9 protein-coding genes are annotated in these 12,643 nt (G+C 73.2%); 4 read left to right on the top strand and 5 right to left on the bottom strand.

Annotation, left to right across the window (positions count from 1 at the left end):
• Positions 1-42: 42 nt before the first annotated feature.
• Positions 43-5,817 carry a TIR domain-containing protein gene (locus ABZ860_RS04605; RefSeq protein WP_357215042.1) on the top strand — a complete coding sequence of 1,925 codons (5,775 nt, stop codon included), beginning with the start codon at positions 43-45 and terminating at the stop codon, positions 5,815-5,817.
• Here the strand turns inward: ABZ860_RS04605 and ABZ860_RS04610 are convergent.
• The 3 genes from ABZ860_RS04610 to ABZ860_RS04620 form a co-directional block, all read right to left on the bottom strand.
• The gene (locus ABZ860_RS04610) at positions 5,814-6,374 is read right to left on the bottom strand and encodes a TetR/AcrR family transcriptional regulator (protein WP_357215045.1); all 561 of its coding nucleotides are present in this window, start codon (positions 6,372-6,374) and stop codon (positions 5,814-5,816) included. The two genes, ABZ860_RS04605 and ABZ860_RS04610, sit on opposite strands and share 4 nt — an antisense overlap.
• Entirely contained in the window at positions 6,367-7,227 is an 861-nt protein-coding gene (locus tag ABZ860_RS04615; RefSeq protein WP_357215048.1) for an alpha/beta hydrolase, read from the bottom strand. The genes ABZ860_RS04610 and ABZ860_RS04615 overlap by 8 nt, the downstream gene beginning before the upstream one ends.
• An 88-nt stretch (positions 7,228-7,315) precedes the next feature.
• Positions 7,316-8,158, bottom strand: a complete 843-nt coding sequence (locus tag ABZ860_RS04620) for a helix-turn-helix transcriptional regulator (RefSeq protein ID WP_357215051.1) — start codon at positions 8,156-8,158, stop codon at positions 7,316-7,318.
• Between the two features lie 236 nt (positions 8,159-8,394).
• Here ABZ860_RS04620 and ABZ860_RS04625 point away from each other — a divergent pair, with 236 nt between their 5' ends.
• The 3 genes from ABZ860_RS04625 (at position 8,395) to ABZ860_RS04635 (ending at position 11,346) form a co-directional block, all read left to right on the top strand.
• Positions 8,395-9,417 carry an aldo/keto reductase gene (locus ABZ860_RS04625; RefSeq protein WP_357215054.1) on the top strand — a complete coding sequence of 341 codons (1,023 nt, stop codon included), beginning with the start codon at positions 8,395-8,397 and terminating at the stop codon, positions 9,415-9,417.
• 136 nt (positions 9,418-9,553) lie between these two features.
• Positions 9,554-10,156, top strand: a complete 603-nt coding sequence (locus ABZ860_RS04630) for a TetR/AcrR family transcriptional regulator (RefSeq protein WP_357215056.1) — start codon at positions 9,554-9,556, stop codon at positions 10,154-10,156.
• Between the two features lie 53 nt (positions 10,157-10,209).
• Positions 10,210-11,346, top strand: coding sequence for a ring-hydroxylating oxygenase subunit alpha (locus ABZ860_RS04635; protein WP_357215059.1), 1,137 nt, complete (start codon positions 10,210-10,212; stop codon positions 11,344-11,346).
• Positions 11,347-11,435: 89 nt separating this feature from the next.
• Here ABZ860_RS04635 and coaE read toward each other — a convergent pair whose 3' ends face one another.
• Together coaE and ABZ860_RS04645 are read right to left on the bottom strand one after the other, a co-directional pair.
• Positions 11,436-12,041, bottom strand: a complete 606-nt coding sequence (gene coaE, locus ABZ860_RS04640) for a dephospho-CoA kinase (protein ID WP_357215062.1) — start codon at positions 12,039-12,041, stop codon at positions 11,436-11,438.
• Positions 12,042-12,051: 10 nt separating this feature from the next.
• Positions 12,052-12,519 (bottom strand): GNAT family N-acetyltransferase, encoded by a 468-nt coding sequence (locus tag ABZ860_RS04645; RefSeq protein ID WP_357215065.1) that lies wholly within the window; start codon positions 12,517-12,519, stop codon positions 12,052-12,054.
• Positions 12,520-12,643: the final 124 nt, after the last annotated feature.

Genomic DNA, 12,643 nt, shown 5'->3' on the forward strand with positions numbered 1-12,643 from the left:
GAACCCCTCCAAACCGTCGGTGGCAGCGGGGATACTGGGCCCATGACGCACACGGGGCGGGGGGACGCGCGAACCGAGATCTTCGTCAGCTACTCCCCCGCCGACGAGCGGTGGGCGACGTGGATCGCCTGGCAGCTCGAAGCCGCCGGCTACCGCACGATGCTGCAGGCGTGGGACTTCGTGCCGGGCACCAACTTCATCGACTTCATGGACCGCGGGGTCAGCGAGGCCGACCTGGTCGTCGCCGTGCTCACCCGCAACTACCTGGGCTCCCGGTACGGCAGGCTCGAATGGCAGGCCGCGCTGCGCGCCGATCCCGGCAACCCGTCCAACAAGCTCGTGACGGTCCGGCTGGAGGACTGCCCGCTCGACGGGCTGCTGTCCACGATCACCTGGGTGGACCTCCTCGGGGTGACCGATCCCGCCGAGGCGCGGCGCCTGCTGCTGACCCGGATCAGGCAGGCGCTGGCCGGCCGGGCCAAGCCGGCCGAGCCGCCCCGGTTCCCCGTAGGGCCGGGCGCGCATGCCCTCCAGCCGCCCGCCGACCCCGCGCCCCCCGCCGTACGGGTGCCCCGGGCCCGGCGCACCCCGGCGGCCGAGCCGGCGTTCCCGACGGCCGAGCGCGCGGGCGGCGCCTCCGCGGTGACCGTGCTGCACGTCGCCGGGCCGCGGTTCGGGCGCGGCCTGGCCGAGGCGGACGAGCCGCTCGACGCGGGCGAGCTGCAGGCGAGCGTGTGGGCCGACCTGACCCGCCTCGCCGACGCCGGGGTGCCCAGGCCCGACCTCCTGGTGGTGACCGGCGACCTCACCGAGTCGGGCAGCATCCGCGAGTGCGAGCAGGCGCTGGCGTTCCTCACCGGACTGCGCGTGCTGCTGGGGCTGGAACCCGGACGGCTGGTGGTCGTCCCCGGGCCGCGCGACGTCACCAAGGCGGCCTGCCGGGCCTACTTCGCGACCTGCGAGGCCGACGACGTGCGCCCGCAGCCGCCCTACTGGCCGAAGTGGCGGCACTTCTCCACGCTCTTCGGCGAGCTCTACCAGGGCCTCGACGGCCCGGCCTTCGACAGCGCCCAGCCGTGGACGCTGTTCGAGCTGCCCGAGCTGCGCACGGTCGTCGCCGGGATCAACTCCACGATCGCGATGAGCCACCGCGAGGAGGACGACCACGGCTTCGTCGGCGAGGCCCAGGCGGCGTGGTTCGCCGAGCGGCTGCGGCCGTTCGAGGGATGGCTGCGGATCGGCGTCGTCGCCCATCCCCCGCGTCCCGGCCTGCGCGACGCCGCCACCCTGGAGCGGCTGCTCGGCTCCCGGCTCGACCTGCTCGTCCACGGCCGGGACGCCCGGCGCGGCGGCCCTGAGGAGGTCTGGGAGCTGGAGGGGCTGCCGTGCGTGCCCGCGCTCGCCCCGGGCCGCCATCAGATCCTCCAGATCACGCCTGAGGGGCTGCGCCGGTGGACCCGGGACCGGCCGGAGCTGGGCGACCCCGAGGTCCTGCCGTACGGCTGGCGCGGCTGGCGGCCGCAGACCCCCGCCGTGCCGGCACCCGAACCGCAGGCGCGGGAGCCGGAGGAGCCCGCGGGCCCGGCCGACCTGCTGCTGGACCGGATCGCCGAGGTCTGCGAGACCCGCTTCGAGCGGGCCAAGATCCGTCGCGTCGCGGGCGACCCGCCGCGCCTGCTCGTCACCCACCCCGAGGACGGGTTCGTCCGTCAGGTCCTGATCGGCGCGCACGCCGGGGAGCTGGACCAGGAGCGGGTCGAGGCGTTCCTCGGTCACGTCCACGCGGCGGGGCTGGAGCACGCGGCCGAGCTGGTCTACCAGGGACCGCAGCCGTCCCGGGCCTTACGCGACGACGCGCTGCGGCGCGGGCTGCGGCTGCGCAGCTTCACCGAGTTCCAGGGCCTGCTCGACCTCTCGTCCTACGTGGCCGGGCAGACGGCCAGACTGCGCGGCGACCGCCGCTACCCGCCCGAGCTGTACGTGCCGCAGCGGTTCAGGGAGCTCGACCGGACCGGCGGCGAGGTGCGCGACGACCTGACCGACGAGCTGCTGCGGCTGCTCGCGGCCGACCACGGGCGGTTCGTGCTCGTGCTCGGCGACTTCGGCCGGGGCAAGACGTTCTCGCTGCGCGAGGTGGCCAGGCGCATCCCCGCCGAGCTGCCGCACCTCACGCCGATCCTCATCGAGCTGCGCGCCCTCGACAAGGCGCACTCGGTCGCCGGGCTGGTCGCGGCGCACCTCGCCAACCACGGCGAGGAGCTGATCGACCTCAAGGCGTTCCACTACATGCTGCGCCAGGGCCGCATCGTGCTGCTGTTCGACGGCTTCGACGAGCTGGTCACCCGGGTGACGTACGAGCGGGCGACCGACCACCTCGACACCCTGCTGCGCGCGGCGGAGGACAAGGCGAAGATCCTCGTGGCCGGGCGCACCCAGCACTTCAAGTCCCGCAGTCAGGTGATGACCGCGCTCGGGGAGAAGGTCGGCCTGCTGCCGAACCGCCGGGTGCTCAGCATCGAGGAGTTCACCGAGGAGCAGATCCGCGCCTACCTGGTCAACCGCTACGGCTCCCAGCAGGCGGCCGGCGACCGGATGGCCCTGCTCACCGGCATCGGCGACCTGCTCGGCCTGGCGCACAACCCCCGCATGCTCAGCTTCATCGCCGACCTGCCCGCCGAACGGCTGCGCGCCGTCGCCCAGGCCGGGGAGGCGATCAGCGCCGCCGGTCTCTACCAGGAGATCCTCGACACGTGGCTGGCCTTCGAGGAGGAGCGCGTACGCGGCGTGGCCGGTGCCCCCGGCGGGCTGACCCGCGAGGAGCTGTGGCGGGCCGCGACCGCTCTCGCGCTGCGGCTGTGGGAGACCGGCGAGACCTACCTGCGGCCGGCGGAGCTGGCCGAGGCCGCCGACACGCTCACCGGCCTGGCCGCCGACGCACAGGGCCGCGTGCCGTACGGACCGGGGACCGGTTCCGAGCAGGCGGAGCGCACAGGCCCGGCCGGCGCGGACGGCGCCGGAGTCGCAGAAGGGCAGGGCGCCTCGCGGCTGACGCCCGAGCAGGCCGCGCACGCCGTCGGAGCCGGCAGCCTGCTGGTCCGCACGGACGAGGGGTTGTTCGGGTTCATCCACGCCTCGGTCGTGGAGTGGCTGGTGGCCCGGCACCTCGCGGGGTCGCTCGGCACCGGGCACGCGCCGGGGCTCGGCCTGCGGCCGTTGTCGGCGCTGGCCGTCGACTTCCTGTGCGACCTCGCCGACGCCTCGCGGCTGCAGGCGTGGGCGGCCCGCACGCTCGCCTCCCCCGGCGCCGGCGACGTCGCGCGGGCCAACGCCATCAAGGTGACCACCCGGCTGCGCACCTCGGCCAGGACCGACCTGCGCGGAGCCCGGCTCAGCGGCGAGGACCTGTCGTATCGCGAGTTGCAGGGCGTGGACCTCACCGGCGCCGACCTGACCGACACCCGGCTCGTCGGGGCCGACCTCTCCCACGCGGTGCTCAGGGACGCCCGGCTGGCCGGGGCGCGCCTGGACGAGGCCGTGCTGGTGGGCGCCGACCTGCGCGGCGCCGACCTCACCCGGGCCCGGCTCGCCCGCGCCGACCTGCGGGACGTCGCCGTCGAGGGCAGCCGCTGGGACCGGGCCGCGCTCATCGACGTCACCGGCGTCCCCCGGGGAGCGCCGGAGCTGCGCGGCGCGGCCGTGGCACCCGGCGTCCCCGGCACGGACGGCGGGCGGGTCGGCGCCGAGCTGGCCCCCGCCGTCGTCGGCGTGCCGTACGGCTACCACTTCGAGAGCAGCCGCCTGCCCGAACCGGTCGCCTACGACCCCGCCGGCGGCGTGCTCGCCCTGGGCGGGGAGGACGGCGGCGTCCTGGTCTGCGACAGCGTCACCGGGGCCGCCCTGCGCACCCTGCAGGGCCACCGTGGCCGCGTCTACAAGGTCGCCTACGGCGAGACCGGGCTGGTGACCGGCGCGAGCGACGGGACCGTCCGGGTGTGGGATCCGGCCACCGGAGAGCCGTCGCACGTCCTGCACGGCCATCCCGAGGGCGTGTGGCCCGTGGTGACCTCGGGCGACCTGATCGCGGCCGGCGGCGCGGACGGGATCATGCGGGTCTGGGCGTCCGGGGAACTCGCGTGGGAGCTGCCGGGCCACACCGCACCGATCTACACGGCCGTGTTCCTGCCGGGGCTGCTGGTGACCGGCGACAGCGCGGGGGCGATCCGCGTGTGGGACCTCGCCACCGGGCGGGTGCGCCACCACCTCCACGGCCACAGCGGAGCCGTCTACCGCCTGGTCCTCAGCCCCGACGGCACCCGCCTGGCCGCCGGGGACGGCCAGGGCGTGCTGCGCATCTGGGACCCCCGCACCGGCCTCCCGCTGCACGAGCTGACCGGTCACCCCGGCCGGATCTACTCCCTCGCCTTCCATCCGGAGGGCCGGCTGCTCGCCTCCGGCGACACGGAGGGAGCCGTACGGCTGTGGGACCCGGCCACGGGCGAGGCCGCCGGCAGCCTGCCCGGGCACCTCGGCGCCGTCTACCAGGTCCAGTTCGACCCCACCGGCGCGTTGCTGGCGACCGGCGACAGCGACGGGGTCGTACGGATCTGGGACCACCGCACCGGGCAGTCGCGTGCGGAGCTGACCGGGCACCGGGGCTCGGTGTGGCCGTTCGCGTTCCGCCCCGACGGCCGGCAGCTCGCCACCTCCAGCAACGACGGCACCGCCCGCCTGTGGGACCCCCACACCGGTCAGTGCGTCCAGACGCTGCGCGGCCACGGCCGCCGCATCACGTCGGTCCGCTTCTCCGCCGACGGCGGGATGCTCGCCGCCTGCGGCAACGACGGCTACGTACGCCTGTGGGACCCGCTCACGGGCCGCCGCCTGCGTTCCCTCACCGGGGCGGCCGACCGGCTCGTGTCGGCCGTCTTCAGCCCGGCCGGTCCGCTGCTGGCGACCGCGAGCAACGACGGCGGCGTCTACCTGTGGAACCCGGTGGCGGGCACGTACGAGCGCGAGCTCAACGTGGAGACCGACCATGTGTGGGCCGAGGCGTTCAGTCCCGACGGGCAACTGCTGGCCACCGCGAACGACGACGACAGCGTCCGGCTGTGGTATCGCCCCTCCGGCCGGCAGGTCGCCAACCTCGCCGGGCACCGGGGGCGCGTCAGGTCGATCGCCTTCAGCCCCGACGGCAGGCTCGTGGCCACCGGCTGCGACGACCGCAACGTGCGGCTGTGGGACGTGTCGACCGGCCAGTGGACGGCGACGCTGAGCGGCCACGACGACCGGGTCTACGCGGTGGCCTTCTCCCCGTCGGGCGACCTGCTGGCGAGCGCGAGCAACGACGGCACCGCCCGCCTGTGGGAGGTCGCCTCCGGCGAGTGCCTGCACGTCCTCGCCGGCGGCGGGCGGCTGTGGACGGCCGCCTTCAGCCCGTCGGGCGACCTGCTGGCCACCGCCGGGGACGACCTCGCCGTCCACCTGTGGGACCCGGCCTCCGGCGCGCGCGTCGGCGCCCTCGCCGGTCACGGCCGCCGCATCTGGTCGGTCGCGTTCCACCCCTCCGGCGACCTGCTCGCCAGCGCGGGGGACGACGGCGTCGTGATCCTGTGGGACGTCCCCCGGCGCGAACGCCGCGCCACGCTGCTCGGCCTGCCGGAGGGATGGGCCGCGTTCTCGCCCGGCGGGCTGTACAAGCTGGAAGGCGACGTGACGGGCCAGTTCTGGTACGTGATCGGCATGTGCCGGTTCGAGCCCGGAGAGCTGGACGAATACCTGCCCGAGGTCAGGCGGCTGGCCCTCGACGAGCCGTTCTAGGCCTCGGGTGCCCTGCGGAGCCCGGAGACGACCATGTGGGCCAGCAGGGCGTGGCTCTCGTCGAGGTTCTCGGCGAGCTGGAACGCGCCCGCCGCCTCCAGGACGGCGAAGCCGTGCATCGCGGCGCGCAGGCAGCGGACCGCGTGGATCGCGGCCGGGCCCTCCAGCCCGTACGCCCGCAGCGCGGCGATCATGATGCCGACGAGCCGGTCTCCCGCCTCGGCCGTCTCGGGCCGCGGCGCCTGGATCAGCGCCGAGTAGCGGTGCGGATGCCGGGCGGCGTAGGAGCGCCAGCCGTCCATCAGGGCGCGCAGCGCCTCGTCGCCCGACCGGCCGAGCACCGCCTCGCTCGCGACCTCCGTCAGCTCGCCCAGCACCCGCCCGGACACCAGGACGCGCAGCTCGGCGAGGTTGCGTACGTGCTTGTAGAGGGAGGGCGTGGCGACGCCCGCCCGGCCGGCGACCGCGGACAAGGTGAGCGCGCCGGGGCCCTCCTCGTCCACGATTCGCAGCGCGAGGCCGACGACGGCGTCCCGGGACAGCGCCGCCCTAGGCACGCGTCCGTTCCTTCAGGAACGCGAGCATCGCGGCGGCCACCTCGGCGGGGTACTGCGCGTGCGGGTAATGCCCGGCGCCCTCGATCATCACCACCTCGCCGAGCCCGGACGGCATGCCGGCGACGATCCCGTCCGCCTCGGCCCGCGGGTCGGCCCAGTCGGGGTCGCGGGTGCCCATGACGACCAGGGCGGGACAGCGGATGCCGCCGAGGTGGGCGCCGGCGTCCGTGGGCGCGGACATGCCCATCGTGCTGACCACGCCCATCCGGCCCGGCCTGCGCAGATCCTCGTCGAGGGCGGACAGGTAGCCGGCCCAGTCCGCGGGCTTGACGCCCGGGTAGGCGTGATCGAGGTAGCTCTTCCACAACCCGACGCTGCGGAAGAGCCCCGCGCCCATGAGCCGCGTCATGCCCCTGCGGTGGTGGCCGTTGCGCAGCAGGCCGCCCAGGTCGGGCTTCTGCGGCCGGGTGAAGGGACCGATCTCCACGAGGGCGCTGACCAGGTCGGGCCGCTGTGCCGCCGCGATGGTGGCCGCCCCGCCGGCGAACGAGTGCCCCACAACGACGGCCGGCCCGCCCAGGTGCTCGATCAACGCGGCGATGTCGTGCGCGGTGTCGGTGCGGGTGTAGGAGTCCCAGCCGAGGCTCGACTCGCCGTGCCCGCGCAGGTCCGTGGTCGCCACGCGATACCCGGCGGCGGCCAGCGCCGGGGCGAGGAATCGGTAGGTGTTCCGGGTGATCCCCATGCCGGGGACCATCACGACCAGCGGGCCCTCCCCCGTCACGTCGTACGCGATCTCACCCTCACCGATCTTCAGGAACTCGGTCATGTCGCCCTCCAGGCTCAACGTCATAGCTGAAAGGCTAATGCCATTAGCCGATGCGCGTCAAGACGCGGTCCCCTCGGGTTCACGGGCACCGGCCGGCCCCGGGCTCAGCGGTTCAGCCGCGGGTCAGGCCCTGGAGGCCGACCACGCGCAGCAACTCCAGCCGCTCGTAGGACTCACTGCCCGGGCGGGCGGTGTAGACGACCAGCCGCTGGTCCTGCTCCGGGCTCAGCAGCACCTCGCAGTCCAGCTCCAGCAGGCCGACGACCGGATGCAGGAAGCGCTTGACGTCGGCGCGGCGCACGGCGACGTCGTGGGTGTCCCACAGCGCCGAGAACTCCTCGCTGCGGGCACGGAGCCGGCGTACGAGCCCTGCCAGCCGCGCGTCGTCCGGGCGGCGGGCGAATGTGGCGCGCAGATCCGCCACCGCCGTGCGGGCGGCGCGGTCACGGTCCTCCGCCGGGAAGAGTTCCCGCGCGGACGGGTCGGTGAAGTAGCGCCAGACGACGTTGTGCTCCGCCTCGGGGCAGGCGGACGTGTCACCGTGAAGTGCTTTGTCCATCGCGTTCTGCGCGAGGACGTCGCCGCGGTCGCTCACCACCCGGGCGGGGGTGTCGATCAGCCGGTCGAGGACGAGCAGCAGGCCGGGGCGGACATGCTCCGTGGTCGGCCGGTCCCGCGGCGGCTCCTCGCCGGCCAGATGGAAGAGGTGGTCCCGTCCGTCGCCGGTCAGCCGCAGCGCGCGGGCGACGGCGGCGAGCATCTGGCGCGACGGGCGCGAGCCCCTGGCCTGCTCCAGCCGGGTGTAGTGGTCGGTGGACATGCCCGCCAGCTGCGCCACCTCCTCGCGGCGCAGTCCCGGGGTGCGCCGCCGCGCGCCCTGCGACAACCCCACGTCGGAAGGGGTGAGCCGGGCACGGGAGCGGCGCAGGAAGTCGGCCAGCTCGGTTCTGTCCACACCCCCACCATGCCCCGGGACGCCGGACGCAGCCAGGGACCGCCCGTCCCCGGATAAGGACGTCTCTCCCGCCGGCGCCCGCACCGCCGCACGCTGGAAGCCGGCTCGCCGGACCGCCGGCGCCCCGCAGACGCGGCGAGACGAGCACCGCAGAGGTGTCGCATGCCACATGCGGCATCCGCACGTACCTCCGCCATTCACGATTCGGATCCTTTTGCGGAAAGGGAAGATTTCGCATGCAGTACCGCACGCTCGGCCGGACCGGTATCAAGGTCAGCCCCTACGCGCTCGGCGCATTGATGTTCGCCACGTCCATCGGCAACCCCGATCACGACGACTCGGCCCGCATCATCCACAAGGCGCTGGACGCGGGAATCAACCTCGTCGACACCGCCGACGCCTACGGCGACTCCGAAGAGATCGTCGGCAAGGCGCTGAAGGGACGACGGGACGACGTCGTCCTCGCGACCAAGGTGAGCCGCCCGATGGGCGATGACCCCAATCAGCAGGGCGCCTCACGGCGCTGGATCATGACCGCGGTCGAGAACTCGCTGCGCCGCCTGCAGACCGACCACATCGATCTCTACCAGATCCACCGGCCGGACCCCGCCACGGACATCGAGGAGACGCTTTCCGCGCTCTCGGACCTGATCCACAGCGGGAAAGTCCGTGCGATCGGGACGTCCGCGATGCCGGCGTCCGACATCGTCGAAGCCCAGTGGGTCGCCGAGCGGCGCGGCCTGCAACGGTTCCACACAGAGCAGCCGCCGTACTCGCTGCTCAACCGCGGCATCGAACGCGAGGTGCTGCCGGTCGCCCAGCGCTACGGGGTGGGAACGCTGGTATGGGGCCCGCTCGGGCAGGGACTGCTCACGGGACGCGTCCGCAAGGGCCGGCAGAACGAACTCCGCCGCGCCGCCTTCTCCAAACATCTCAACGAGGAGCGCCGTCTCGACGCCGTCGAGCAGTTCATCTCGCTCGCCCAGGAGGCGGGGCTGCCGCTGACCCACCTCGCCATGGCATTCGCCATCGCTCATCCCGGCGTGACCAGCGCGATCGTCGGGCCGCGCACGATGAGCCACCTCGACGACCTGCTCGCCGGCGTCGACGTCGCGCTCACCGACGACATCCTCGACCGGATCGACGAGATCGTCCCGCCCGGCACCGACGTCGGCACGCTCGACCAGGCCTTCGTGCCCCCGGCTCTCCAGCGGACAAGCCTGCGCCGCCGCCCCGCCGGCGAACGCACCGCCGCCTGACACCTCCGCCACCGACGCCACCGACGCCACCGACGCCACCGACGCCACCGACGCCTTCGACGGACGCGGTGGTCGCGGACGCGGAGCTGGAGGCGACCCGTACGGCGTTAAGGTTGTGCACGTGAGCCCGAGGCCCGTGCGCGCAGTCGATGCCGACGAGAAGGTCGACCGGCAGGCGCGGATCCTCGAGGCGGTGCTTCGGCTGCTGTCCCTGCAGGGCATATCCGGGGTCAGCATGCGTGCCGTCGCGCGCGAGGCCGGGGTCTCGCTGGGGCTGGTGAACTACCACTACGAGGACAAGACGAGCCTGATCCGCGCGGCCCTGCACCGCATCGAGGAGCAGGACATCGCGCTGGTCGAGCCGGACCTCGCCCTCGAACCGGAGGAGCGGCTGCGCGCCGCGCTCACCCGGGTGGCCGACCCGGAGTTCCTGACGACCGAGTATCTGTCCCTGCGGCTTCAGCTCTGGGCGCTCGCCCAGGCCCACGAGGACTTCGAGCGCATCAACACGGCCGCCCAGAAACGCTACCGAGCCGGGCTCGCCGCCCTCATCCGCGCGGCCCGGCCCGAGTTGTCCGCCGACGAGTGCGACAAGCGGGCCGCCGACATCGACGTCATCCAGAACGGCGTGTGGCTCACGGCCCTCCTGGGGCTCGACCGCGCCTCGATCAGCAGGAGCGTCGCCCGTTGCGAGGAGATCGCGCTCGCCGGCCGACCGGCCACGGGGCAGGGTTCCTGAACGAACGTCCAGGACATATTGAACGATCGTTCAGGCGCTCGTATGCTCCCCCCATGGCACGAATCACGATGGACGACGTACGCCGTGTCGGCACCGGATTCCACGAGGACCCAGGACGATCGATGTCACTGCGGGCCGAGACGTACACGGACCCGCGGTGGCTCGACGTCGACATCCGGGCGATCTTCGCCCGCACCTGGCAGTGGATCTGCCACGTGGAGAAGCTCGCGTCACCCGGCAGCTACGTGTCGGCCACCGTGGCCGGCATGCCGATCGCGATCGTGCGCGATCGTGACGGAGCGCTGCGCGCGTTCTACAACGTGTGCAAGCACCGAGCCCACGAGCTGCTCACCGGCTCCGGCACCACGCGCACCATCGTCTGCCCCTACCACGCCTGGACCTACGGCCTGGACGGGCAGCTGAAGGCGGCGCGTCGCGCCGACAAGATGGAGACCTTCGACAAGAGCGAGATCTGCCTCGACCAGGTGCTGGTTGAGGAGTTCGGCGGCTTCGTCTACGTGAACCTGGACCGGGGCGCCGCTCCCCTGGCCGAGCAGGCCGGGGATCTGGCCGCCGAGATCGCCAGGTGGGCCCCCGACGTGGCCGGCCTGACCCACGCCAAGCGGTTGACCTACGACATCGCGTCCAACTGGAAGAACGTCATCGACAACTTCCTGGAGTGCTACCACTGCCATATCGCCCACAAGGAGTTCGTCGACCTCGTCGACATGGACACCTACGAGGTGAAGACCCACGGCATCTGGTCGAGCCACTTCGCCGAGGCCGGCAAGCAGGAGAACGCCGCGTACGACGTCGCGGGTGCGTCGGTCACGCAGCACGCGGTGTGGTGGCTGTGGCCCAACACCTGTCTGCTGCGCTACCCCGGCCGCGGCAACTTCATGGTCTTGCAGGTCATTCCGGCCGGTCCCGACCGGACCCTGGAGACCTGGGACTTCTACTTCGAGACGGCCGAGATCCTGGACGCCGAGGTGGAGGCGGTGCGATACATCGACGAGGTGCTGCAGCAGCAGGACATCTCCATCGTGGAGAGCGTCCAGCGGGGCATGAACACTCCGGCCTTCGACCAGGGCCGCATCGTCTACGACCCGTCCGGCTCCGGGCTGTCCGAGCACGGCGTGCACCACTTCCACGGCCTCGTCCTGGACGCCTACAGGTCGTGGGTGGAATGAGCATGTCGCCGCGGGTCACGCGGGGGCTTGTAACCGCCCGTCGGCTTTACGTTGTAGATCAACGATAGTTCCCGGCGCGGGCAGTCCGGTCAGCTCGCTGGGGAGACCCGGGCGCTGAGGTCGTGCCAGACCTCGTCGACCTGGGCGTCCAGGTCGTCCAGGGAGCCCTCGTTGCGGATCACGATGTCGGCGATCCTCAGCCGGTCCTCGCGGGTGGCCTGGGCGGCGATCCGGGCGCGGGCGTCCGCCTCCGGCATGCCGCGAAACCGCAGCAGACGCTCCAGCCGCACCTCGTCCGGGGTGTCCACGACGATCACCACGTCGTACAGGGGGGCCAGGTTGTTCTCGGCAAGCAGCGGCACGTCGTAGACGACGACGGCGTCGTCCGGGGCCTCTCGCTGGAGTCGCTCACTGCGCTCGCCCACCTTCGGGTGGACGATCCCGTTGAGGACCTTCAGCTTCTCGGCGTCCGCGAAGACGATCGCGCCGAGCCGTTCCCGGTCGAGCGTGCCGTCGGGACGGAGCACGTCCTCGCCGAACGCCTCGACGATCTCCGCGAGCCCCGGCGTGCCCGGCTCCACGACCTCCCTGGCGATCTTGTCCGCGTCGACGACGACGGCGCCGCGGGCCGCGAGCCGGCGCGACACCTCGCTCTTGCCCGACCCTATGCCGCCCGTGAGCCCAACTTTCAGCACGTGCCGCAGCCTATCGGGCGGGCTGGGGCATTCGGCGCAGATGGACCAGCGTCAGGTGGTCCTGCACCCGTTCCCGCTGGGTCTCCCGGTAGCCCAGACGCCGGTAGAGCCGCAGGTTGCCCTCCGACAGGTGCCCCGTGAACAGGTCGAACGCCGCCGCCTCAGGCACGGCCTCGTGCATCGCGGCCAGCAGCGCGCTGCCGATCCCCTGCCCCTGCCGGTCGGGCGCGACCACGAGACGGCCCACCAGGCAGGTCGAGCCGGACATCTGGCCCCGGACCGCGCCGACCAGCCGCCCGCCGTCGGTCGCCTTCAGCACGACCGCCGTCTCGATCACCGTACGCACCTGGTCGAGCGACTCGACGAGCGGCGCGATGAACGGGTCGCCGTAGAGCTGCGCCTCGGTCACGTACGCGGCCCGCTGCAGGGTGATGATCTCCCCAGCGTCGGCGGGCACGGCCCTCGCGATCTCCACCACGAGGGCCACCCTATCGGCAGACCCGCCACGACCATGCGCGGCCGGGCCCCCGGACACCGGCCGGCGTCCCGGCGCGCGAGGGACCGCGAGAAAAGGGAAAGGCCCCGCCGAAGCGGGGCCTTCC

The sequence above is a fragment of the Microbispora sp. NPDC046973 genome, assembly GCF_040644495.1.
GTDB lineage: Bacteria > Actinomycetota > Actinomycetes > Streptosporangiales > Streptosporangiaceae > Microbispora.